Genomic DNA, 21,609 nt, shown 5'->3' with positions numbered 1-21,609 from the left:
GTCGAGACGTGAAGCTTGATTCGATGTACCAGGACGTCATCCTGGACCACTACAAGCACCCGCACGGCCGGGGCTTGCGGGACGGTGACGCCGAGGTGCACCACGTGAACCCGACGTGCGGGGACGAGATCACCCTGCGCGTGAAGTACGAGGGTTCGCGCATCGAGGACGTGTCGTACGAGGGGCAGGGCTGCTCGATCAGCCAGGCGAGCGCCTCCGTGCTGAACGAGCTGCTCGTGGGCAAGGAGCTGGCCGAGGCGCGGAAGATCCAGGAGACCTTCCTGGAGCTGATGCAGTCCAAGGGCCAGCTGGTGCCCGACGACGCGATGGAGGAGGTCCTGGAGGACGCGGTGGCTTTCGCCGGCGTCTCCAAGTACCCCGCCCGTGTGAAGTGTGCTCTGCTGAGCTGGATGGCGTGGAAGGACGCGACGGCCCAGGCTCTGGGCGAGGTCGCCGAAAGGAAGACGGCATGACCGAGAACGCACAGGCGGCGATCAAGCCGGCGACCGAAGAAGAGATCCGCGAGGCGCTGTACGACGTGGTCGACCCCGAGCTGGGTATCGACGTCGTCAACCTCGGCCTCATCTACGGCATCCACATCGACGACTCCAACGTCGTCACGCTGGACATGACCCTGACGTCCGCGGCCTGCCCGCTGACCGATGTGATCGAGGACCAGGCGAAGTCCGCGACCGACGGCATCGCCAACGAGCTGAAGATCAACTGGGTCTGGATGCCGCCGTGGGGCCCGGACAAGATCACGGACGACGGCCGCGAGCAGCTGCGCGCGCTCGGGTTCAACGTCTGAGTCCGACCCGGTTCGACTCCGGTTGACGGCCATGCCCTCCCCCAAGCTCTGCGAGCAGGGGGGAGGGCATGGCCGTTTTCCCTGCGGTCACATCGCGGCGGCTTCGGCCAGCGCGGGGGCCAGGTTCTCGCGGCGGATGCGCCGGTCGACGTAGAGCAGTCCTGCGGCGATCTGGGGCACGACGGTCGACAGGAACTGGCTGACCGCCATGCCGATCGTGTACAGCACCGCGACGACGACCACGGCCGTGACCCTGCTGCCGGTGGAGTGGGACAGCGCCAGCGGCATGGCCGCGAGGATCCCGCCGTAGGTGAACGGGAGTTGGACGACGTAGCCCATCATCCCGCTGATCATGCCGACGAGCAGCAGGATGCCGCAGGTCCGCCACCAGACGTCCCGGACGAGCAGCGCCGAGCGGCGCAGTGCCTCGACGGGCCGCTGGTTCTCCAGGACCACGGCGGACGGCGCGAAGCTGAAGCGCACCCACAGCCAGACGCAGACCGGGATCAGCGCCAGGATGCCGAGCACGAACGGCACGATCAGCACGGCCGGCGGATCGCCGTGGCCGAAGTCCGTCAGCATCAGGGACATGAACAGCGCGATGAACAGGACCATCACGCCCAGCCCGGCCAGCCACGAGAGCGCGAGTGCGCCGAGCACCGCCGGGAAACGGGACCAGGTCCTGCGCCACACCGCGCCGAACGTGGTGCGCCGCCCGAGCACCGCTTCCTGGAGCACGACCGGCACCGCCGTGTACATCAGCGCCGCCGAGACCAGCCACATCGCGATCGCGACGAGGGCGACCAGGCACCCGGCGACCAGCACCGGCTCCCAGTCGGAGCGCACCGGGTGCTCCCCGTACGGGGGATGGAAGACCGGATCGAGGTGCTCGTGGACGGCGGCCACCGCGAGCGCGCCCGCCGCGACGACGACCAGGGCGGCGGCCCCGTACGCGATCAGGGCCACGCCGAAGAGCTGCTTCCAGTACCGGCCGAGCGCCGAGAACGCGCCGCTCAGTACGTCGCCGACCTGCAGCGGACTGAGCGGTATCACGCCCGGCTTCGGCGGGGGCGGCATCCAGCCACCTCCCCAGCCGGGCCCCCACCCCGGCGGCGCGGGCGGCGGTCCCGGAGGTCCACCCTGGGCACCGGGGCCCCACCCCATGTCCTGCGTCACTGCAACCTCGCATTTCCCGTACGCCGCGCGTACGTCCCGTCCCCTGATCGATCGGCTTACGGTAGCCCGCACGCGCTGCGGGTACGGTCGGGGGCATGCTCTGTGACCAGGCCGGACCCCCCGGAGGCCGCTGATGGCCCGCCGCTACGACCCCGACCGGCGCCGGCGCATCATCGACGCGGCGATCCGGGTGGTCGCCGAGCGCGGCATCGCCGGTCTCAGCCACCGCAGCGTCGCGGCCGAGGCCGATGTGCCGCTGGGCTCGACGACGTACCATTTCAAGACACTTGACGAACTGCTCGTCGCGGCGCTGCGCCAGGCCAACGAGGGCTTCGCGGCGGCCGTCCGCGACTGCGCGGGCCTCGATGACCCCGGCGCGGACCTGGCCGTCGAACTGGCCCGGCTGATGGGCGACTGGCTGACCGGGGACCGGGCCCGCGCCGAGCTGGAGTACGAGCTCTACCTCGCCGCCCTGCGCCGCCCCGCGCTGCGCCCGGTCGCCGCCGAATGGACCGACTCGGTCGCCGAACTGCTCGCCCGCCACACCGATCCGGTCACCGCGCGCGGCCTGGTCGCCGCGATGGACGGCATCTGCCTCCAGTCGCTCCTCACCGGCGGCGCGTACGACGAGGAGTACGCGCGCGATCTGCTCGGCAGACTGCTGAGATAGCTCGTGGGGCAGCCGTTGTGTACGGGCGTACGCATCCTTGGGTACGCTGGTACACATGCCCTACGTCCTGCTCGGCTGCGCCATCGGCTCGGAGATCATCGCCACGTCCGCGCTGAAGTACAGCGAGGGATTCACCAGGCTCTGGCCCTCGCTGATCACCGGCGCCGGCTATCTGCTCGCCTTCTATCTGCTGTCGCTCACGCTGAAGTCCCTGTCCGTGGGCACCGCGTACGCGATCTGGTCGGGCGTCGGGACGGCCGTCATCGCGGCCGTGGGCATGGTCTTCATGGGCGAGGCGATGACCGCCGCCAAGCTCGCCGGGATCGCCCTCGTCATCGGCGGAGTGGTCCTGCTCAACCTCGGGGGCGCCTCGCACTGAGCGCCGCGCAGGTCAGCCGGTCGGGCGGACGCGGGACCGGGAGGTGAGACCGGTTCGCGGCGGCGGGGCGCGGCCGGTTAGGTTTTGGTCATGACCGACACGACTGCTACTGCTACGACCGGCGCCGCGGCCGCCGGACTCGCCACCATCGCCGCCGACGGCACCATTCTGGACACCTGGTTCCCCGCCCCCGAGCTCGTGACCGTCGCCGAGCCCGGCCCGGCCGGCACCGAGCGCCTCTCCGCCGAGCGCGCCGCCGAACTTCTGGGCGCGGGTGCGCTCAAGGCCGTCGGCACCGACGAGCGCCGCGGCGTCGAGGTCGTCGCCGTCCGTACGGTCATCGCCTCGCTCGAAGACAAGCCCCTGGACGCGCACGACGCCTACCTGCGGCTGCACCTCCTCTCGCACCGGCTGGTCAAGCCGCACGGCCAGAACCTCGACGGCCTCTTCGGGCTGCTCTCCAACGTCGCCTGGACCTCGCTCGGCCCGGTCGCCGTGGACTCCGTGGAGAGCGTCCGCCTGAACGCCCGCGCCGAGGGCCTGCACCTCCAGGTCACCTCGATCGACAAGTTCCCGCGCATGACGGACTACGTCGCGCCCAAGGGCGTCCGCATCGCCGACGCCGACCGGGTGCGCCTCGGCGCGCACCTCGCCGAGGGCACCACGGTCATGCACGAGGGCTTCGTGAACTTCAACGCGGGCACGCTCGGCACGTCCATGGTCGAGGGCCGCATCTCGGCCGGTGTCGTCGTCGGCGACGGCTCCGACATCGGCGGCGGCGCGTCCACGATGGGCACGCTGTCCGGCGGCGGCAACGTCCGCATCGTCATCGGCGAGCGGTGCCTGGTGGGCGCCGAGGCGGGCGTGGGCATCGCGCTCGGCGACGAGTGCGTCGTGGAGGCCGGTCTCTACGTCACGGCGGGTACGCGCGTGACGATGCCCGACGGGCAGATCGTCAAGGCCCGCGAACTGTCCGGCGCGTCCAACATCCTGTTCCGCCGGAACTCGGTGACGGGCACGGTCGAGGCGCGTCCGAACAACGCGGTGTGGGGCGGCCTGAACGAGATCCTGCACAGCCACAACTAGTGCGCGCCGGGGCCGCCGGGGGCTCGGCCCCCGGACCCCCGGTCCTCGAACGCCGGACGGGCTTGATCGTGCTCAGCCAGGATCAGGCCCGTACCAGCGCCTCGTGCGCCGCGCGCAATCGTTCCACCGCCTCCGCCCCCGCCGGCAGCAGCGGCTCCCGTACCGGGTAGCCCAGCAGCGCCTTCGCCGTCACCGCCCCCGGCAGGCCCGATGCCATCATCAACTCCGTGAGCGGGACGGCCAGTTGGTTGCGGCGGGCCGCCTCGGCGGGGGTGCCCGCGTCGTGGGCGTCCAGGACCGCCCGCAGCTCGCGCGGCGCCACGTTCGCCACCGTGCTTACATAGCCCGCCCCGCCCACCGCGTACAGCGGAAGGTTCAGTTCCTCGCACCCCGAGTAGTACGCCAGCGAGGTGCGGCCGATGACCTTGGTGGAGCCGAGCAGGTCGTACGCGCAGTCCTTCACCGCCACGATGCGTTCGTGGTCCGCGAGCCGGAGCATCGTGTCGACCTCGATGCGGGTGCCCGTGCGGCCCGGGATGTCGTAGAGCATCACCGGCAGTCCCGTCGCGTCGGCCACCGTGCGGAAGTGGGCCGCCACGGCTTCCTGCGGCGGCCGGCTGTAGTACGGGGTCACCACCAACAGGCCGTCCGCGCCCGCCCGTTCGGCCGCGCGGGCCAGGGCGACGGTGTGCGCGGTCGACGCGCTGCCCACGCCCGCCACGATCGCGGCGCGGTCGCCGACCGCCGCCACGACGGCCCGTACCAGTGCGGTCTTCTCCTCGTCCGAGGTGGTCGGGGACTCCCCGGTGGTGCCGTTCAGGACCAGGCCGTCGCACCCGTTGTCGACCAGGTGCGCGGCGAGCTCCCGGGCACCCGCGAGGTCGAGCTCGTGCGACGCGGTGAACGGCGTGACCATGGCGCAGAGCGCGCGCCCGAACGGGCGGGGTGGGCGTGATGTCGTCATACGGCAGTTTCGCCCGGGGGAGAGTTAACGTCTACTTAGAGTTTGTGGGGGTGGGGGGTAGCACCGCTGAAGTGTTGCCTCCGCCCGGCTCCCGGTGACCGCCCCTACCAGAGGTTGTGCTTCGACCACGTCGGGTCGCCCGCGTACGGATGGAACGTGTCCAGGTTGTCCCTGGCCGGGTGGCTGCGCCCGGCCGGGCCCGCCGCGAAGACGCGCAGCAGGTTCTCGGTGACCCGCGAGGTGAACCTCGCCGTCGTGGCGTCGATGCCGTGGCCGCCGTCGCCGATGGTCGACTGGACCCAGCGCATGGTGCCGGTGTTGAAGACGCCCGCGCCCGAACTCACCGTGTAGTAGGCCGAGTTGGCGTACGAGTGGACCCCTCGGCAGGTCAGCGGCGAGTGCGAGATGACCTCGATCGGCCGGGGCGTGCCCTCCTCGCCGTTGGCGCGGTCGTACTCCGTGCCGACCAGACCCGGGAACGCCGAGCCCCGCTTGACGCCGGTGCCCTCGAACAGCCAGTGGCCGGGCGAGGTGACCACGTAGTCGGCGGTGGTCGGGTTGGACTCGTACAACGTGCCGGTCAGGGAGCTCTCCGGCTGGGCGTGCGGGGGCTCGCGGAAGTTGGTGGTCGGCGGCTCGCCGCCGCGGCGGCCCGGGTCCTTGGCCCAGTCGTTCTTGTAGCAGACGATCAGACGGTGGTCGCCAAGACCCGTCTTCTCCAGGCGGATGCGGCGGAAGCAGGCGTTCGCGCCGAGGAAGGCGATGTTGGTGCCCCGGTCACGGACGGCCGTGACCCGCTCGCGCATGGACTGCGTCCAGTACTCGTCGTGGCCGAGCGACAGCACGGCACTCGCGCCGTTCAGGAGCTGGGCGTCGCGCTCGATGTCCATGGTGGTGACATACGCAGGCTCCAGGCCCATCTTCTCGGCGAGCGCGACGACGGGCTGCTCGTAGGTGAGGAAGAGGCCGTCGCCGTCACGGTGGTAGGGCCGGTCGCAGCTCACTGCGCGCGAGCGGTCCGCGTCGTCGCCGCTCGGCCCGTTGTAGAGGCTGTAGCCGCCCCATTCGTTGTACGCCTGCCAGGTCGCGACCGCGTTGACGATCACCACCCGGCCCTTGGTGGTGGCCGACTTGACGGTGACCGGGACGTAGCGCTGGCCGCCGCTGTCGGCGGTGAGCCGGATCAGATAGGAGCCCTCGGGCCAGTCCTTGGTGGTGACCTCGGTGCTCGCCGACCAGTCGGCGGTCACGGTGTAGGTGCCCGGCTCGACCTTGGCGGCGGGCTGCCGGTCGCCCTTGACCGAGTCCGACTCCCACACCTTGCGGGCCAGCGCGCCCCCGTACCAGCCCATCCGGAACGCCTCGGCGCGGAACGTCTTCGCGGTGGTGTGCACATGCAGCCGGAAGGCCTCTCCGGAGGCGACGCTCACGCGGTCCGCGTAGCCCTCGACCTCGTGCTCGGCGCCGCGCCCCTTGAGCCGCCAGCCGGCGTCGCCGGGCCGGTCGTTCTCCTTCGCGGGCGGCTTCGAGACGCCGTGTCCGGAAGCCGCGGGCCCGTCCTTGCCGGTCCCCTCGCCGGACGAGCACCCCGCCGCCCCCGCGGCGACGACGGCTCCCGCCGTACCGAGGAAGGCCCTGCGACTGAATGCCGCGCGGTCCATCGCACAACTCCGCTCTGCTGATCGGTCCCTGGCAGGCTCCAGTGTGCGGGAGCCGGCCGAGACGTGCCCTGTGGCATGATCGCCGGCGGGCGCGGCTGAACACCGCATGTAGGGAACAGCAGTATGAGCGAAGCACGTGTTGCGCTGGTGACCGGCTCCTCCTCGGGCATCGGCGCCGCCACCGCCCGCCGGCTCGCGGCGTCCGGCGTCCGGGTGGTGATCAACTCGCGGTCGCCCGAGGCGGGCGAGAAGCTGGCCGCGGAACTGCCCGGCGCCGTCTACATCCGGGCGGACGTCTCGGTGGACGGTGAGGCCGAGCGGCTGGTCGGGGCCGTCATCGAGGCCTGCGGACGGCTCGACATCCTGGTCAACAGCGCCGGTACCACCCGGTTCGTCCCGCACGACGACTTCGCGGCCGCGAGCCCCGAGGTGTGGCGGGACATCTTCGACGTCAATGTGCTCGGCGTCTGGCAGACCGTCACGGCGGCCGCCCCGCACCTGAGGGCGAGCGGCGCGGGCGCCGTGGTCAACGTGTCCTCCCAGGCGGGCATCCGCCCGAACGGCAGCTCCATCCCGTACGCCGTCTCCAAGGCGGCCGTGAACCATCTGACCCGGCTGCTCGCCAAGACGCTGGGACCTGAGATCCGCGTCAACGCGGTGGCCCCCGGTTTCATCGAGACCCCGTGGTACGAGGGTGTCGAAGGCTTCGTCGACACCAAGCGGCACGTGGAGAACGCGGTCCCGCTGAAGCGCACCGGCACCGCCGAGGACGTGGCCGACGAGATCGTCCACCTCGTCGACGCCCCGTACATCACGGGCGAGGTCGTGTTCGTGGACGGCGGCGGCAACCTCGTGTGACGCAGTGGCGATGGCCGCCCGGGGTTCACTGCGAGGTGGTGCGCTCCGGGCGTACGACCAGGACGACTCGGCGTTCGGCGTCGCCGACCGGCGCCTCGTACTCCAGGCCGTACCGCTTGGCGAGAACGTCGAAGAACGCGCCCGAGGGGTCCGGCTCGATGCGCTCGACCGTGCCGCGGACCTCCAGGTAGCGGTAGGGCTGTTCGGGGTCGTTGACCGAGAGGGACACCTTGGGGTCGGCGGTCACGTTCTTGCACTTGCGGCGGTCGGTGGTCGTGGTGAAGCGCAGGAACTCGCCGTCCCAGATCTGCCAGACGGGGTTGACGTGCGGGATGCCGTTCGGGCCCTTGGTGGCGAGGTGTACGAAGAGGGGGCGGGTCAGCAGGTCGGCGTGGCTGGCCGGGATCACGGAGTCGTTCGAGCTCGTCGTCATGATCCCGAACGTTATCAACGTTTTGATGATGCGCAAGAGGTTTATGTTCGAGCCGTATGCTCGGAGCCATGACCATGCCCGCCGAGGAGCGCCTCGGCCTCGACATCAAGCGCGCCGAGCAGGAGCTGATCGCCGCGAAGAGCGCGGCGGTCAAGGTGGCCGGGCTCACCGTGCCGCAGTATGCCGCGCTCTTCGCGCTGTCCGGCGCGCCCGGCATCTCGGCGGCCGCGCTGGCCCGGTCCTGCCTGGTCACCCCGCAGGCCATGAACGTCGTACTGAAGAACCTCGAAGAGCGCGGCCTGGTCGAGCGCACCCCGCACCCCTGGCACCGCAACGTCCTGGAGACCCGGCTCACCGGACCCGGCCGCACGGCGCTGGCCGCCGCCGACGAGCGGGCGGTGGCCATCGAGCGCCGAATCGCCCGCGAATTCACCGTCCAGGAAAGGGAGTTGCTGCGCTCGCTGCTCGGCCGGGCCGTCACCGCGATCCGGGACGGCGAACCGCTTGACCTCAACCGGACTTGACGTCTGAGGATGTGGTCATCGCAAGCAGCGCACCGCATACCGAGGAGCCCGCCATGACGACCACGCCCACCCGGGTGCAGTTCAACTCCCTTCCCGACCTCGACCGTTCGGCCTCCGGCGTGGTGAAGATCAGTACCTGGCGGGTCGGCACCCCCGAGCGGCAGCAGGCCGCCGTCGAGGCCATCGCCGGGGCCTGGGGCGCCCGGGACTGGCCGGATGCCGGACTGCACTCCTACAGCGTCCACACCGGCACCGACGGCAGCAGCCTGCTGCACTACTCGCAGTGGACGGACGAGCAGGTCTACCAGGACTTCCTGCTCCGCGGCTCGCGCGACGAACGGGTCGCCGAGATCGACGCGGCCGTGCCCGGCATCGTGCGGGAAGGGCTCACCTCGTACCGGCTCCACCGCAGCGGGATGCGGACCGAGGGCGAGAAGCGGGTGCCGGGCTGCGTGGTCGTCGTGGACGTGGTGTTCGAAGGGCCGGACCCCGATCGGCAGCGGGCCTGGGTGGACGCCGTCTTCGAGGCCCTGAACAGCGACCCGACGCCTCCCTCGGGAGGGATCGCCGCCCACTTCCACACCAGCGTGGACGGCACCCGCGTCCTCAACTACGCCCTGTGGGAGAGCGAGCGGGCCCACATCGACGCCCTGGCCGCACCCGGCGAGGGCATCGGCTCGCCGACGCCCCAGTGGGACCGGGTGCGCACCTACGAGGGTCTGAGGACCACCCGGCTGACGCGCTACCTTCCGGCGCTGAGCCTCACTCCGGCCGACCGGTAGCCGCTACGGGGTTCGCCAGGTGGACGGGGACCGGACGGTGCGCGGAAGCGGGCGCGACGCGACCCCGCTCACAGCGTCTACGCTGGGTGCCGCTCAACCATCGCTGACCCAGCGCGACCAGAGCGCCCAGACCGTACGGCCGAGGAGTACCCCCAGATGTCCGGAGACCGCCCCATCCTGCCGCCGGTACGGCTGAACTCCGAGGCGGAGCTGGCGCGGGACGCACTGTCCGCCCCGCTGCTCGCCCGCGCCGTACGGCTCGCCCGCTGGGCCGGGCCCGAAACGCGGGTCGGGGCCGGCGGTGAACTCGTCGAGGAGCAACTGCCCGCGGCCGCCGCCGAACTCGGCCTCGGCGACGACCAGGACGGCCCGGCCTACGCGAGCGAGGCCTGGCGGGTCGCGGTCGACACCGGCCTGGTCGAGATCGAGGACGCCGGGGGCGGACCGGGCGAAGAGGACGAGGACGGCGAAGGCACCGCCTCCGTCGGAGAGAACCTCGCCGTGCTCACCTCCGGCTCGCCGCAGGACGTCCTCGCCATCTGGCTCGACGCCTTCGACGTGGTCTTCGCGGACGCCACCGCGCCGGTCATCGACGACTTCGCCGACCTCGTCGGCGAGGACGGCGAGATCGACTTCGAGCGCCTGGAGTGGAACCCGGAGGAGGAGGCCGAGTTCCTGGAGGGCGTCCTGGGCAATCTGTACGTCCTGAGCCTGAGCGAGGCGGGCACCCCCGAAGGGCCCGTGCCGCTGCCCGCGCTCGCCGCCTCGATGATCGTCCCCGACGACATGGGGGAGCCCACCGACGACATCCTGGAGCAGGTCTCCGACGCGATGATGCGGCTCGACGACCAGTTCCGGCTGCTTGAGCCGATCGGTCTGGTCGAGTACGAGCCCGTGGACGAGGCCCTGATGGCCGAGGAGGGCGACGAGCCCGCGCCGCCGGTCGAGGACGAGGACGTCTCCCGCTACGGAATGGTCCGGCTGACCCCGCTCGGCGTCTACGGCGTGCGCGCCCGGATGCTGGAGGCGGGCGTGGACGCCCCGGCCGTCGGCGATCTGGCCGACAAGGGCGCGGACGCGCTGCTCGACGGCATCGCCTACTTCTCCGAGCTCTCCGCCCGCGCCGAGACCGAGCAGTGGCTGGCCCGCCGCGAACCGGCCGAAGCGGCGGGGGAGTTGCTCGCCGCGGCCCGGGGCGGCGACGCGGGCGGCCCGCTGCGCAGGCTGCACTGCCAGCAGGCCCTCGCCCTGACCGGCGCCCTGGCCGAACCCGCCGTCCGCGATGTGCTGCCCGACCCCGAGCTGGGCGGCCTCGCCCGGGTCTGGCTCGCCGAGCGCGGCGCCCCGGACGTGCCGCCGCCGTCCGAGACGATGATCTTCTGGCTGGCCATCGACACCATCGCCGCGCAGCTGGCGGTGGAGGGCGATCTGGAGGAGCTCCAGGAGCTCGTGGAGGGCCTGGTCGGCCAGCACAGCGGGTTCTTCGACACGGCCTGGCGGGTGGCGCACCCCGCGACCGCGGACGTCCTGGAGGCGATGGGGCGGCTGCACCCGGACAAGTCCACGGCCAAGGCGGCCCGCAAGGCGGCATTCAAGGCCCGCTCGCGCGCGTGAATTCCGCGGTGGATTTCCGCGGCTGAATCCCGCGTCCGAATCCGGGCCGCCCGGAGGCCGAGGCCTCCGGGCGGCCTTTTGATTTCCATCGGCCCGCTCCGAAAATACTTGGCGCGCCATCAGGCCCTCCGCCTAAGGTCGTTCTCGTCCAGGTGCGCAGGCAGGACCTACTTCCACTCCGAATGGGGAGGCCGCGGGTTCGAATCCCGCCGCCGGTGCACGTACCGGTGTAGCTCAGGGGCAGAGCGCCAACACGTCGGTTCCGCCGCCCAGTTCTCTGGACACCCAACACTTCATCCGTTTGTGCACCTCCCGGTGCGCAGGCCGCGGCTACTTCTTCGCATGAAATCCGCCGTCGCCGAATTCGATCTCGGGAGGCCATTCACCATGGCTCGGTTCAACCTGCGCGCCACCCGGACGCGCACCACCTCGCCGGTGGCGTCCACCGGCCGTACCGCCCTCACGCACGAGGGCGGCGCGGGCCACCTGCGGGACGCCAAGTCGGAACTCTTCGTCCTCGCCGTCGCCAACTTCGTTGCGCAGAACACCTTTTACGAGACCGGCGCGGCCCGCGACGACCGGTTCGCGGCGCTGGTGCGCGAGCTCGCCGTCGAGGATCCCGAGTGGACCGCGGGACTGCTCGGCTGGCTGCGCGGCGAGGGCGGACTGCGCACCGCCGCGATCGTCGGCGCCGCCGAGTACGTCAAGGCACGCCTGGACGCGGGCACTTCGGACGGCCCCGCCAACCAGCAGGTCGTCGCCTCGGTGCTGCTGCGCCCCGACGAGCCGGGCGAACTGCTCGGATACTGGGCGTCGACGTACGGCCGCGCCGTCCCCAAGCCGGTGAAGCGCGGGACAGCCGATGCCGTACGCCGCCTCTACAGCGCGAAGTCGCTGCTCAAGTACGACACCCAGTCGAAGGGTTACCGCTTCGGCGACATCCTCAACCTGGTGCACGCCGCGCCCGACCCGGCCAAGCCGGGGCAGGGCGAACTGTTCCGGTACGCGCTCGACCGCCGGCACAACCCCGACACCGCGGTGCCGCCGGCCGGGGACCGCGTGCTGACCGCCCACCGGGCGCTGATGGCGCTGCCCGTCGAGGAGCGCCGGGCCGTCGTCCTCGCCCCCGACGGGGCCGAGCGGCTCGCCGCGGCGGGCCTGACCTGGGAGGCGCTCGCGGGCTGGCTGCAGGGGCCGATGGACAGGGCGGCCTGGGAGGCGGTCATCCCGTCGATGGGTGCGATGGCGCTGGTGCGCAACCTCCGCAACTTCGACGAGGCGGGCGTCTCGGACGAGGTGGCGGCGGAGGTGGCCGCGAAGATCTCCGATCCCGAAGTCGTCGCCCGGTCACGGCAGTTCCCCTTCCGCTACCTCGCCGCGTACCGGCACGCCCCGTCGCTGCGCTGGGCGTACCCGCTGGAGCAGGCGCTCGGCCACTCGCTGGCCAACGTGCCCGCGCTCGGCGGCCGGACGCTGGTCCTGGTGGACCGTTCGGGCTCGATGTGGTCGCCGTTGTCGGAGCGTTCCCAGCTCAACCGGGCGGACGCCGCCGCGGTCTTCGGTACGGCGCTGGCGCTGCGGGCCGCCGACGCGGACCTCGTGGAATTCGGCACGGGCAGCGCGCCGGTGGAGTACCGGGCGGGGGAGTCCGTCCTGAAGGTCCTGGGCCGCTTCGGCGACCTGGGCGGCACGAACACCGCCGAGGCGGTGCGAAAGCACTACCAGGGCCACGACCGGGTGCTGATCGTGACGGACGAGCAGACGTCCTACGGCGGCGACCCGACCGCGCTCGTTCCGGCCGAGGTGCCCGTGTACACCTGGAACCTGGCGGGCTACCGGGTCGGCCACGGCCCGTCGGGCGACGCGAACCGGCACGTCTTCGCGGGCCTGACGGACGCGGCGTTCCGCATGATCCCCCTGCTGGAGGCGGGCCGCAGCGCCAACTGGCCGTGGGCGGCGGCCTGATCCTCCTCTCAGGGGGCTAACGCCGCCGCCCCCGGATCACCACCGCGGCCACCACCACCGCGGCGAGTGCGATCCCCGCCCCCACGCCGAACGCACTCGTCGCGCCCAGCGTCAGCAGCTCCGCCGGGCTGCCGGACGAGTGCCGCGTGGCCGTGCCCGCGACCGTCACCAGGACCGAGAGGCCCAGCGTGCCGCCCAGCCACTGAAGGGTCTGGAGCAGTCCGGACGCGGCACCGGCCTGGTCGGGGGTGACCCCGGTCAGGATCGTCGCGTTGAGCGGCATGAAGCTCAGGCCCACCCCGGTCCCGAGCACCAGCATCGGACCGAGCAGCCCGCCGGCGTACGAGCCGGTGGGGCTGAGCCGGGTGAGCCAGAGGGCCGCGACGGTGATCAGGGTCATCCCGGTGACCAGGACGGGCTTCGGGCCGTGGCGCTGGAGCAGTCCCGGCACGAACCGCAGCACGGTGAACATCGCGAGGGTGAGCGGAAGGAAGGAGAGCCCCGCCTCCAACGGGCCGTAGCCGAGCGCGTGTTGGACGTACTGCGTGAGGAAGAAGAACGCGCCGAACATCCCCGCGGGCAGCAGCAGGATGTCGAGGTAGGCGCCCGCCCGGTTGCGGTCGGCGAAGAGCCTCAGCGGGGCGATGGGCTGGCGGGCCCGCGACTCGACGTACACGAAGAGCGCGAGGAGCAACCCGGCCGCAGCGAAGGAGAGTTGGGCGAGCGCGTCGCTCCAGCCGCTTTCGGCGACGCGTACGAAGGCGTACACGAGGGCGGTCATTCCGGCGGTGCCGGTGACCGCTCCCGCCGCGTCGAAGTGGCCCGCGCGGCGCGGGGTCTCGCGGACGAAGCGGGGCAGCGCGAGCGCCACCGCGGTGCCGATCGGCACATTGATCAGCAGGGCCCAGCGCCAGGACGCCCAGGCCGTGAGCGCGCCGCCGAGCACCAGGCCGAGGGACGCGCCGACGGAGGCGACCGAGGTGTAGATGGAGAGGGCGTGGTTGCGGCGCGGGCCCTCCTCGAAGTTGGTGGTGATCAGGGCGAGCGTGCTGGGGGCGGTGAGCGCCGAGCCGACGCCCTGGAGCGCGCGGGCCGCGAGCAGCCAGCCGCTGTCGCCCGCGAGCCCGCCGAGCAGGGAGGCGAGGGCGAAGACGGTGACGCCGACGGTGAGGGTGCGGCGGCGCCCGGCGATGTCGCCGATCCGGCCGCCGAGCAGGAGCAGTCCGCCGAAGGTGAGGGTGTAGGCGTTGAGCACCCAGGACAGCGCGGCGGGGCCGAAGTGTAGATCGCGCTGGATGTCGGGCAGGGCGACGTTGATGACGGTGGAGTCGACGCCGACCATCAGGTAGGCGGTGACGATGACGGCGAGTACGGCGCCGGGGCGTCCGGTCCGCCGCGCCCCGGCCGGCGCCTGGCCGGGGGGTGCGGTGGAAGGGGCGGCGGGCGTGGTCGACATGTTCAACTCCCGGTGGGAATACCCCGGTTGGGTGCGGGCAGCACGAACCGCCCGCAAACCGGGGAGTGTCTCCGTTTGATGTCAGGTAAGATACGGAGACAGTCCCCGGTTGGCAAGGAGTTCTGAAATGGCGCAGGCGGGAGCGGGTGCCGCGGCCAAGCCGATGCGGGCGGACGCCCGGCGCAACTACGAGGCCATCCTGAAAGAGGCTGCGATCGCCTTCGCGGAACGCGGTGAACAGGCCTCGCTCGACGACATCGCCAAGCGCGCGGGCGTCGGATCCGGCACGCTCTACCGGCACTTCCCGACCCGGCAGGCGCTCCTCGAAGGCGTCTACGTGGACAGCATCGAGGAAATCGCCGCCCGCGCCGACGAGTTGGGGGCGGGACCGGATCCGGGTGAGGCGCTCACCCTGTGGCTGCGTGAGCTCGCCGAGCAGATGATCCGCATCCGGGGGCTCAAGGCGCTGCTCGGCGCGGCCGTCACGGACGGCAGTTCGGCGGTCATGTCGAAGTGCAGCGAGAAGCTCAAGGCCGCCGCCGACCGGCTGCTGTCCGCAGCCCAGGACGCGGGCGCGGTCCGCCGCGACCTCAAGCGCACCGAACTCCTGCGCCTCACCCACGCCCTCGCCACCGCCGCCGAACTGTCGCAGGGCGGCACCGAGGACGTGGGCCGCTATCTGACGCTGCTGCTCGAAGGCATCAGGCCGCCGGTCTGAGGGAGTCTCAGGAGGAGGCCTTCCCCAGGACCAGGCTCACGTTGTGGCCGCCGAACCCGAAGGAGTTGGCGAGCGCCGCGCCCCAGGAGCCGGTACGGCTGTGGCCCGCGACCACGTCGAGCGTGACCGCCGGGTCGAGGTTGTCCAGGTTGCGGGTGGCGGGCACGGTGCCGTCGCGCAGCGCGAGCAGCGCCGCGATCGCGCCCACCGCGCCGGAGGCGCCCAGCATGTGCCCCGTCATCGACTTGGTGGCCGTGACCACCGGGTGCGTACCGATCGCCCGAGCCACCGCCTCGGCCTCGGCGAGGTCGCCCGAGGGGGTGGAGGTGGCGTGCGCGTGCACCACGCCGATGTCCGAGGGGCCCAACCGGGCGTCCCGCAGCGCCGATTCGATCGCCCGGACCTGACCGGCCACGTCCGAGGCCGTGATGTGGTCCGCACTGGACGTGACGGCGGCACCGGCCACCGATCCGTACACCCGCGCCCGTCGCGCCCGCGCGAACTCGGCCCGCTCAAGCACGAGCAGACCCGCGCCCTCGCCCATGACGAAACCGCTGCGGTCGGCGTCGAACGGCCGGGACACCGACTCCGGGTCCTTGTCCTGCGTCGACAGCGCCTTCATCTGCGCGAACGCGGCGATCGTGAACGGATGCAGACAGGCCTCGGTGCCGCCGGCCACCACCACGTCGGCCCGCCCCGCGCGGATCAGGTCCAGGCCCATCGCGATCGCCTCGGCCCCCGACGCGCACGCGCTGACCGGCGTCCGGGCCCCGCCCTGCGCGCCGAGCTCCATGGACACCCAGGCGGCGGGCCCGTTCGGCATGAGCATCGGCACGGCGTACGGGGACAGCCGCCGGGCCCCGCTCTTCTCGAACGTGTCGTCCTGGCCCAGCGTGGTCAGGACGCCCCCGGTGCCGGTGCCGATCACCACGGCGAGCCGCTCCGGGGCCACCTCGGGGGCGCCCGCGTCCTGCCAGGCCTCGCGGGATCCGATCAGGGCGAGTTGTTCACATCGATCAAGCTTGCGCGCCTCTGTCCGGCCGAGCAGCGAGACCGGGTCCACGGGCAGCCCGGCGGCCACCCGCACCGGCAGCCCAAGAGCCCAGTCCTCCCCGATCAGCCCCGCACCGGACGTACCGGCCAGCATCCCCGCCCAGGTGGTGGCGGTGTCCGCGCCGAGCGGGGTGATCGCGCCGAGCCCGGTGACGAGTACTTCTCCAAGATCACTCATGCCTCGACTCTGTCAGTCGGAGGTGGTGTGCGTGGATGAGGTGGGGGTAGCGATTTGTCCTGCGGGGGTTGTGGGGTCTCTACAGATGGATGAGGTTCATCGACTGCTCCCTGCGCTGCCCCCGCTGCCTTCGGACGGCGGGGGCATCCGCTGTCACCGGGCCCGCCTCCAACTGCCCAGGGCGCCCCAGCCGACGAGGCAGCTGATGACGAGGTCGCCGACCGCGCCGACCGGGTCGGAGGTCTTCGTCGCGCTGATCAGCCCCCCGACGGTCAGCAGGGTGAGGAGCAGGGCGAGCAGGACCCAGAACAAGCGCACGGTGACCCCCAAATTGAGTGGTGAGGGCGCCAACGTAGGCCATGGAGCGGGGAATTCGGGAGTCGTTCCACGGCCGTCCCCGCCATCAACGCGAACAGGACGACGTCAGACGCAAACCGTCATCGACCGGACGGCGTCCCTCATCGAAGTCACGGGCTGCACGGTCGACGCAGAGCCGTGGCGCGTTCCGGCCGAGGAACTCGTCTCGGTCGCCGCGGACCGCGGGCACGACCCCCGCTACGCGCGCCTCGTCGCTGAGATGCGTGCACGGCAGGAGGCCGCCGGGAACGCCGGTCTGACCCTGAGGCCTCAGCGAGGGTTCGTCATCGCGTCGAAGGCCTGACATGGCGCCCCGGCTGCCGCCGTTCCCGTGGTGGCGGCCGGGGGCGCGCCGATCTGGGGAAACCTACAGCGCCTCCGCCCCCGGCTTGACCATGCCGCGGACCGTGCGGGACTTCGCGAAGGTGCCCAGGGCGGTCATCTCCCACTCTCCGGAGAACTGCCTGATCAACTTGGCCATCAGGACCCCGGTCTGCGGCTCCGCTCCCGTCAGGTCGAAGCGGACCAGTTCCTCGCCGCTCGCCGCGTCGATCAGGCGGCAGTAGGCCTTGGCGACCTCGGTGAACTTCTGGCCCGAGAAGGAGTTGACCGTGAAGACCAGGCCGGTGGCCTCGGCGGGGACGCGGCCGAGGTCGACCACGATCACCTCGTCGTCGCCCGCGCCCTCGCCCGTCAGGTTGTCGCCGGAGTGCTTGATGGCGCCGTTCAGGATGGAGAGCTTGCCGAAGTAGCAGCTGTCCAGGTGGTTGCGCTCCGGGCCGTAGGCGATCACCGACGCGTCCAGGTCGATGTCCCGGCCGCCGTACGCGGGCTCCCAGCCCAGGCCCATCTTGACCTGGGTGAGCAGTGGGCGGCCGGCCTTGACCAGCGACACCGTCTGGTTCTTCTGGAGGCTGACCCGGCCCTTGTCCAGGTTGACCTTTCCGCTGCCCACAGGGGCGGGGGCGGGCGGGGCCGGGGGCGCCGCCGGGGCGGGCGCGGTCAGGCGCGGGTCGGCCGGGGGCGCGGACGGCATCGGGGGCGCGGCGGCCGGTGCCGCGGGCTGCTCCTCGACCGAGACGCCGAAGTCCGTGGCGATCCCGGCGAGGCCGTCGGCGTACCCCTGGCCGACCGCGCGGGCCTTCCACGCGCCGCCGCGCAGATAGATCTCCATGACCACCAGGGCCGTCTCGGCACCCAGTTGGGGCGGGGTGAACGAGGCGATCACGCTGCCGTCGTCGGCGTTGCGCAGAGTGGCCGTGGGCTCGATGCCCTGGAAGGTCTGGCCCGCCGCGTCCGGGCTCGCGGTGACCACGATCTTCTCGATGCCGGGCGGCACGGCGGAGGTGTCCACAACCATCGCGTCGGGCGCGGTGCCGCCGCCGGAGCGGTGGGTGACACCGGGGCCCTGCGGCTGGTTGTAGAAGATGAAGTCGTCGTCCGAGCGGACCTTGCCGTCGGCGGTGAGCAGCAGGCCCGAGACGTCGAGCCGCACGGGAGCGGCGACATCCACCGTCACGCGGCCGGTCGGGAGCGGGAGGTTCGAGCCGGGGGTCATTGCGGTCATGCCCCGGGAACGAGCGGCGCCGCTTTGCGGTTCCTTGAACCTCGGCCCAATGCCGTCAGGGTTGTGTCAGAGGGCGCGAGGGGCGTTCCGGCGGCGGCCGATCGGGCCAATGGGTCCGGGCCCCGCCGCCCGGCCACGAGCTTTCAGTGCGGCCACATCGGCGGGTCGGTGGTGAAATGGCCGCCGAGGCACGCGTGCCCCGGGTCGTCCGGGTCGAGCTCGCCCTGCTGCGCGAGGAGTTTCCCGGCGTACTGCTCGGAGTCGTCCCGCGGCTCGTATCCGAGCGCCCGCGCCGATGAAAGGTCCCACCACAGGCGGGTGTTGGCGGAGGAGCCGTACACCACGGTGTGCCCGACCCGCTCGGCGGTGAGCGCGGCGTGGAAGAGCCGGGCCCCGTCGCCGGGGCTCATCCAGATCGACAGCATCCGTACGGATGCGGGCTCCAGGAAGCAGGAGCCGATGCGTACGGACACGGTTTCCAGCCCGTGCTTGTCCCAGTAGAGCTGCGCGAGGTCCTCGCCGAAGGCCTTGGACAGGCCGTAGAAGGTGTCGGGGCGGTGCGGAGTGGCGACCGGAATCAGCGGGTCCGCGCCCTGCGGGCGGGGCGTGAAGCCGACCGCGTGGTTGGAGGAGGCGAAGACGATCCGCCGTGCGCCCTCCTCGCGAGCGGCCTCGTAAAGGTTGTACGTGCCTTCGATGTTGGCCCGGACGATCTTGTCGAAGGAGGCTTCGAGGGAGATGCCGGCGAGGTGCAGGACCGCGTCCACGCCGCGGACGGCCTCGCGCAGCGCGTCCTTGTCGGCGAGGTCGGCGGTGATCGCGCCCGGCTCGCCGGGGATGGGCAGCACGTCCAGGAGCCGCAGCTCGTATCCGTAGGCCGGGAGCAGCCCGCGCATCAGGGTGCCGAGTCCGCCGGCGGCGCCGGTCAGCAGGACGGTGCGGGGGACGGGCACGGGCTCTCCTCGGTGCTCGGGGCGGTCCAGGAGAGCCCCAGGTCATCGGCCTGATCCATCCATGGACGTAATTCACATGCGTGGACACGCTAGGGAGTGCGGCCGAACCCCGTCAAGTGGCGCGCGGAGGCGTCGAATTCGCCTGTCCGCCGGGGCTGTCCGTCTTGACCGGCGCCAGTGGGCTGGCTTAGCGTGGCGGCGTTCAGAAATATAGACGTCAGTCAGAATTGTGCACGACGGCCTTGTTCAGGGAGCAGCCCGTGACCTCAGCCCCGCTCGCCGCCCGTCTCGCTCACGTCGGCGGACCGCTGTTCTTCCCCGTGACGGCGTACGGGCCGGACGGCTCCCTCGACCTGGACACCTTCCGCGTGCACGTGAGGAACGGGATCGAGGCGGGTGCGGCCGCCGTGTTCGCCTGCTGCGGCACGGGGGAGTTCCACGCCCTGACCCCGCAGGAGTTCCGCGCCTGCGTAGCCGCGGCCGTCGAGGAGGCGGCGGGCCGCGTCCCGGTGGTCGCCGGCGCCGGATACGGCACCGCCCTCGCCGTCCACTACGCCCGGCTCGCCGAGGAGGCCGGCGCCGACGGGCTGCTCGCGATGCCCCCCTACCTCGTCGTCGCCGACCAGGCGGGACTGCTGAGCCACTACACCGAACTGGCCGCGGCCACCCGGCTCGACGTCATCGTCTACCAGCGCGACAACGCGATCCTGACCCCCGAGACCGCCGTCGCGCTCGCCCGGGTCGACGGCATCATCGGCTTCAAGGACGGTCACGGCGACCTCGACCTGATGCAGCGCATCGTCAGCACCGTGCGCGCGGCGGGACTCGACCCGCTGTACTTCAACGGGCTGCCCACCGCCGAACTCACCGGCCTCGCCTACCGCGGCATCGGCATCACCCGGTACTCCTCAGCCGTGTTCTGCTTCGCGCCCGACATCGCGCTGGCCTTCCACCGGGCCCTCGACTCGGGCGACGACGCAACCGCCAACCGCCTCCTCGACGGGTTCTTCGTACCGCTCGTGGAGCTACGCAACCAGGGCCGCGGATACGCCGTTTCGCTGGTCAAGGCGGGCGTGCGGCTCGGCGGTCTGGAGGTCGGCGAGGTCCGGCCGCCGCTGAGCGAGCCCGACGCCCAACACGTCAAGCAGCTCGCCGCGCTGATCGAACGGGGGCGGGCGCTGCTGGCCCCGGACGGGCTCGGGGCGGGCGCGTGAAGACCTCGGCGTTCCTCTACCCCTGGGACGTCCTCGGTGATCCCGACGCCCCGGCCCGCATCGCGGACCTCGGCGTCCGTCAGGTGACCCTCGCCTCCGCCTACCACTCGACGCGGGCCCTGACACCACGCCATCCCCGCCACCGCGTCGTCACGGCCGAGTACGCGGCCGTGCTGTACCCGCCGGACGAACTGTTCTGGAGGAGGCGGGAGTTGAGGCCCTTTCCGGCCGGCCCCTGGGCGCCTGGCGATGCGTTCGGCCGGGCCGCCGAGGCCCTGGCCGCGGCGGGGCTCGACGTCCACTCCTGGGTGGTGCTGGCGCACAACTCCCGGCTCGGCGCGGAACACCCCGCGACCTCGGTCGTCAACGCGTACGGCGACCGCTACCCCTGGGCGCCGTGCATCGCCCAGCCCCGGGTCCGCTCCTTCCTCGTCGCGCTGGCGGCCGAGGCGGCGGCGCGCCCCGGCGCGTCCGGCACGGAACTGGAGTCCTGCGGCTGGTACGGGCTGGCGCATCTGCACGCCCACGACAAGATCGCGGGCGTGGCTCTGGACGACATCGCGCAGTACTTGATGTCGCTGTGCTTCTGCGCCGCGTGCGGGGAGGGGTATGCCGAAGTCGGTCTGGAGGAAGGGGAGTTGAGGGAGGGGGTGCGGGGCGCGCTGGATCCGGTGTGGCGGGGCGGGGCGGTGGGCGCGTCCGGCGCCGAACTGCTCGCGGCCACCCTGGAGTTCCGCGCACGTACCGCCCGGACCCTCCAGGATTCGGCCGTCGCGGCGGTACGGGGGCGGGCTCGCGCGGGGTTCCAGGTGCTGCTGCACGCCGACCCGGCGGCCCACCACTGCGGGCCCAACGCGGGAGTGGACCCGGCGCACATCCTCGGCGTGGCCGACGGGGTGGTGGTGCCCTGCACGGGCGGGGCGGGGCTGCTGGAGCCCTTTGCCGGGTGTGCCGACCAGGGGGCTGTGCTGGCCGCGAACTTCACCGTGGTGTCGGGGATGGGGGGTCGGCCCGGGTCGCTGGCCGAGGACGCGGGGCGGGCGGTGTCGCTGGGGGCGACGGAACTCCGGCTCTACCACGCGGGGTTGGCGTCCGAGGCGGACCTTGAGGCGGTGCGGAGGTCGGGGGTGGTGGGGTAGGAGGCCTGCGGCGCCAGTCCCCTACCCGCCCCTTCCCGAACTGGGGCTCTGCCC

At 72.1% G+C, this 21,609-nt stretch carries 22 protein-coding genes; 13 read left to right on the top strand and 9 right to left on the bottom strand.

Annotated elements, in window-relative coordinates; genetic code table 11:
- Positions 1–8 precede the first annotated feature (8 nt).
- Positions 9–473, top strand: coding sequence for a Fe-S cluster assembly sulfur transfer protein SufU (sufU, locus tag ACIQ8J_RS00595; RefSeq protein ID WP_403263426.1), 465 nt, complete (start codon positions 9–11; stop codon positions 471–473).
- Positions 470–808, top strand: coding sequence for a metal-sulfur cluster assembly factor (locus ACIQ8J_RS00590; protein ID WP_053729358.1), 339 nt, complete (start codon positions 470–472; stop codon positions 806–808). The genes sufU and ACIQ8J_RS00590 overlap by 4 nt, the downstream gene beginning before the upstream one ends.
- A gap of 87 nt (positions 809–895) precedes the next feature.
- On the opposite strand, the gene ACIQ8J_RS00585 is transcribed toward ACIQ8J_RS00590, so the two are convergent.
- Positions 896–1,885, bottom strand: a complete 990-nt coding sequence (locus ACIQ8J_RS00585; RefSeq protein ID WP_403263425.1) for a hypothetical protein — start codon at positions 1,883–1,885, stop codon at positions 896–898.
- A gap of 232 nt (positions 1,886–2,117) precedes the next feature.
- Here ACIQ8J_RS00585 and ACIQ8J_RS00580 point away from each other — a divergent pair, with 232 nt between their 5' ends.
- The 3 genes from ACIQ8J_RS00580 to dapD all read left to right on the top strand — a co-directional run bounded on the left by ACIQ8J_RS00580 (position 2,118) and on the right by dapD (position 4,119).
- A complete protein-coding gene (locus tag ACIQ8J_RS00580) occupies positions 2,118–2,654 on the top strand; it encodes a TetR/AcrR family transcriptional regulator (RefSeq protein WP_403263424.1) in 537 nt (178 codons plus the stop codon).
- A 55-nt stretch (positions 2,655–2,709) separates the two neighbouring features.
- On the top strand, positions 2,710–3,033 hold the full coding sequence (locus tag ACIQ8J_RS00575; RefSeq protein ID WP_403263423.1) for a DMT family transporter: 324 nt from the start codon (positions 2,710–2,712) through the stop codon (positions 3,031–3,033).
- A gap of 90 nt (positions 3,034–3,123) precedes the next feature.
- Entirely contained in the window at positions 3,124–4,119 is a 996-nt protein-coding gene (gene dapD / locus ACIQ8J_RS00570; protein WP_403263422.1) for a 2,3,4,5-tetrahydropyridine-2,6-dicarboxylate N-succinyltransferase, read from the top strand.
- A gap of 82 nt (positions 4,120–4,201) precedes the next feature.
- Here the strand turns inward: dapD and dapA are convergent, their stop codons facing one another.
- Together dapA and ACIQ8J_RS00560 are read right to left on the bottom strand one after the other, a co-directional pair.
- On the bottom strand, positions 4,202–5,083 hold the full coding sequence (dapA, locus tag ACIQ8J_RS00565) for a 4-hydroxy-tetrahydrodipicolinate synthase (RefSeq protein ID WP_403263421.1): 882 nt from the start codon (positions 5,081–5,083) through the stop codon (positions 4,202–4,204).
- Between the two features lie 104 nt (positions 5,084–5,187).
- A complete protein-coding gene (locus tag ACIQ8J_RS00560; protein ID WP_403263420.1) occupies positions 5,188–6,744 on the bottom strand; it encodes a N,N-dimethylformamidase beta subunit family domain-containing protein in 1,557 nt (518 codons plus the stop codon).
- Between the two features lie 123 nt (positions 6,745–6,867).
- Between ACIQ8J_RS00560 and ACIQ8J_RS00555 the strand changes: the two genes are divergently transcribed.
- Positions 6,868–7,602, top strand: a complete 735-nt coding sequence (locus tag ACIQ8J_RS00555; RefSeq protein ID WP_403263419.1) for an SDR family NAD(P)-dependent oxidoreductase — start codon at positions 6,868–6,870, stop codon at positions 7,600–7,602.
- A 25-nt stretch (positions 7,603–7,627) separates the two neighbouring features.
- Here the strand turns inward: ACIQ8J_RS00555 and ACIQ8J_RS00550 are convergent, their stop codons facing one another.
- Entirely contained in the window at positions 7,628–8,035 is a 408-nt protein-coding gene (locus ACIQ8J_RS00550; RefSeq protein ID WP_403263418.1) for a PPOX class F420-dependent oxidoreductase, read from the bottom strand.
- Positions 8,036–8,103: 68 nt separating this feature from the next.
- Here ACIQ8J_RS00550 and ACIQ8J_RS00545 point away from each other — a divergent pair, with 68 nt between their 5' ends.
- The 4 genes from ACIQ8J_RS00545 to ACIQ8J_RS00530 all read left to right on the top strand — a co-directional run bounded on the left by ACIQ8J_RS00545 (position 8,104) and on the right by ACIQ8J_RS00530 (position 12,920).
- On the top strand, positions 8,104–8,559 hold the full coding sequence (locus ACIQ8J_RS00545; RefSeq protein ID WP_403263417.1) for a MarR family winged helix-turn-helix transcriptional regulator: 456 nt from the start codon (positions 8,104–8,106) through the stop codon (positions 8,557–8,559).
- Positions 8,560–8,612: 53 nt separating this feature from the next.
- A complete protein-coding gene (locus ACIQ8J_RS00540) occupies positions 8,613–9,341 on the top strand; it encodes an antibiotic biosynthesis monooxygenase (protein ID WP_403263416.1) in 729 nt (242 codons plus the stop codon).
- A gap of 156 nt (positions 9,342–9,497) precedes the next feature.
- Entirely contained in the window at positions 9,498–10,955 is a 1,458-nt protein-coding gene (locus ACIQ8J_RS00535) for a hypothetical protein (RefSeq protein ID WP_403263415.1), read from the top strand.
- Between the two features lie 387 nt (positions 10,956–11,342).
- Positions 11,343–12,920: a TROVE domain-containing protein gene (locus ACIQ8J_RS00530; RefSeq protein ID WP_403263414.1), complete on the top strand. Its 1,578-nt coding sequence runs from the start codon at positions 11,343–11,345 to the stop codon at positions 12,918–12,920.
- 16 nt (positions 12,921–12,936) lie between these two features.
- On the opposite strand, the gene ACIQ8J_RS00525 is transcribed toward ACIQ8J_RS00530, so the two are convergent.
- The gene (locus ACIQ8J_RS00525; RefSeq protein WP_403263413.1) at positions 12,937–14,376 is read right to left on the bottom strand and encodes an MFS transporter; all 1,440 of its coding nucleotides are present in this window, start codon (positions 14,374–14,376) and stop codon (positions 12,937–12,939) included.
- Between the two features lie 127 nt (positions 14,377–14,503).
- On the opposite strand from ACIQ8J_RS00525, the gene ACIQ8J_RS00520 reads away from it, so the two are divergent.
- Positions 14,504–15,094, top strand: a complete 591-nt coding sequence (locus ACIQ8J_RS00520) for a TetR/AcrR family transcriptional regulator (RefSeq protein ID WP_403263412.1) — start codon at positions 14,504–14,506, stop codon at positions 15,092–15,094.
- 7 nt (positions 15,095–15,101) lie between these two features.
- Here the strand turns inward: ACIQ8J_RS00520 and ACIQ8J_RS00515 are convergent, their stop codons facing one another.
- The 4 genes from ACIQ8J_RS00515 to ACIQ8J_RS00500 all read right to left on the bottom strand — a co-directional run bounded on the left by ACIQ8J_RS00515 (position 15,102) and on the right by ACIQ8J_RS00500 (position 19,202).
- The gene (locus tag ACIQ8J_RS00515) at positions 15,102–16,325 is read right to left on the bottom strand and encodes a beta-ketoacyl-[acyl-carrier-protein] synthase family protein (protein ID WP_403263411.1); all 1,224 of its coding nucleotides are present in this window, start codon (positions 16,323–16,325) and stop codon (positions 15,102–15,104) included.
- Positions 16,326–16,478: 153 nt separating this feature from the next.
- A complete protein-coding gene (locus ACIQ8J_RS00510; RefSeq protein ID WP_403263410.1) occupies positions 16,479–16,643 on the bottom strand; it encodes a hypothetical protein in 165 nt (54 codons plus the stop codon).
- Between the two features lie 406 nt (positions 16,644–17,049).
- A complete protein-coding gene (locus tag ACIQ8J_RS00505; RefSeq protein ID WP_403263409.1) occupies positions 17,050–18,249 on the bottom strand; it encodes a TerD family protein in 1,200 nt (399 codons plus the stop codon).
- 143 nt (positions 18,250–18,392) lie between these two features.
- Entirely contained in the window at positions 18,393–19,202 is an 810-nt protein-coding gene (locus tag ACIQ8J_RS00500; protein WP_403263408.1) for an NAD-dependent epimerase/dehydratase family protein, read from the bottom strand.
- 260 nt (positions 19,203–19,462) lie between these two features.
- Here ACIQ8J_RS00500 and ACIQ8J_RS00495 point away from each other — a divergent pair, with 260 nt between their 5' ends.
- Both ACIQ8J_RS00495 and ACIQ8J_RS00490 read left to right on the top strand, forming a co-directional pair.
- The gene (locus tag ACIQ8J_RS00495) at positions 19,463–20,416 is read left to right on the top strand and encodes a 5-dehydro-4-deoxyglucarate dehydratase (RefSeq protein WP_403263407.1); all 954 of its coding nucleotides are present in this window, start codon (positions 19,463–19,465) and stop codon (positions 20,414–20,416) included.
- Positions 20,413–21,555, top strand: coding sequence for a hypothetical protein (locus ACIQ8J_RS00490; protein ID WP_403263406.1), 1,143 nt, complete (start codon positions 20,413–20,415; stop codon positions 21,553–21,555). Before ACIQ8J_RS00495 ends, ACIQ8J_RS00490 begins: the two co-directional genes overlap by 4 nt.
- Positions 21,556–21,609 lie beyond the last annotated feature (54 nt).

This window comes from Streptomyces sp. NPDC094147 (assembly GCF_044764265.1).
In the GTDB taxonomy this organism is placed as follows: Bacteria; Actinomycetota; Actinomycetes; order Streptomycetales; family Streptomycetaceae; genus Streptomyces.
Note: the sequence above shows the minus strand (reverse complement) of the source record. Positions and strands in the feature narration are given on the sequence as shown.

Bases quoted from the DNA above. Each gene is read 5' to 3' on its own strand.
- ACIQ8J_RS00560 (WP_403263420.1), bottom strand. From the start codon at position 6,744: ATGGACCGCGCGGCATTCAGTCGCAGGGCCTTCCTCGGTACGGCGGGA.
- ACIQ8J_RS00525 (WP_403263413.1), bottom strand. From the start codon at position 14,376: ATGTCGACCACGCCCGCCGCCCCTTCCACCGCACCCCCCGGCCAGGCG.
- ACIQ8J_RS00550 (WP_403263418.1), bottom strand. From the start codon at position 8,035: ATGACGACGAGCTCGAACGACTCCGTGATCCCGGCCAGCCACGCCGAC.
- ACIQ8J_RS00585 (WP_403263425.1), bottom strand. From the start codon at position 1,885: ATGCCGCCCCCGCCGAAGCCGGGCGTGATACCGCTCAGTCCGCTGCAG.
- ACIQ8J_RS00580 (WP_403263424.1), top strand. From the start codon at position 2,118: ATGGCCCGCCGCTACGACCCCGACCGGCGCCGGCGCATCATCGACGCG.
- ACIQ8J_RS00545 (WP_403263417.1), top strand. From the start codon at position 8,104: ATGACCATGCCCGCCGAGGAGCGCCTCGGCCTCGACATCAAGCGCGCC.
- ACIQ8J_RS00540 (WP_403263416.1), top strand. From the start codon at position 8,613: ATGACGACCACGCCCACCCGGGTGCAGTTCAACTCCCTTCCCGACCTC.
- ACIQ8J_RS00505 (WP_403263409.1), bottom strand. From the start codon at position 18,249: ATGACCGCAATGACCCCCGGCTCGAACCTCCCGCTCCCGACCGGCCGC.
- ACIQ8J_RS00555 (WP_403263419.1), top strand. From the start codon at position 6,868: ATGAGCGAAGCACGTGTTGCGCTGGTGACCGGCTCCTCCTCGGGCATC.
- ACIQ8J_RS00515 (WP_403263411.1), bottom strand. From the start codon at position 16,325: ATGAGTGATCTTGGAGAAGTACTCGTCACCGGGCTCGGCGCGATCACC.
- ACIQ8J_RS00590 (WP_053729358.1), top strand. From the start codon at position 470: ATGACCGAGAACGCACAGGCGGCGATCAAGCCGGCGACCGAAGAAGAG.
- dapD (WP_403263422.1), top strand. From the start codon at position 3,124: ATGACCGACACGACTGCTACTGCTACGACCGGCGCCGCGGCCGCCGGA.
- ACIQ8J_RS00575 (WP_403263423.1), top strand. From the start codon at position 2,710: ATGCCCTACGTCCTGCTCGGCTGCGCCATCGGCTCGGAGATCATCGCC.
- dapA (WP_403263421.1), bottom strand. From the start codon at position 5,083: ATGACGACATCACGCCCACCCCGCCCGTTCGGGCGCGCGCTCTGCGCC.
- ACIQ8J_RS00520 (WP_403263412.1), top strand. From the start codon at position 14,504: ATGGCGCAGGCGGGAGCGGGTGCCGCGGCCAAGCCGATGCGGGCGGAC.
- ACIQ8J_RS00530 (WP_403263414.1), top strand. From the start codon at position 11,343: ATGGCTCGGTTCAACCTGCGCGCCACCCGGACGCGCACCACCTCGCCG.
- ACIQ8J_RS00535 (WP_403263415.1), top strand. From the start codon at position 9,498: ATGTCCGGAGACCGCCCCATCCTGCCGCCGGTACGGCTGAACTCCGAG.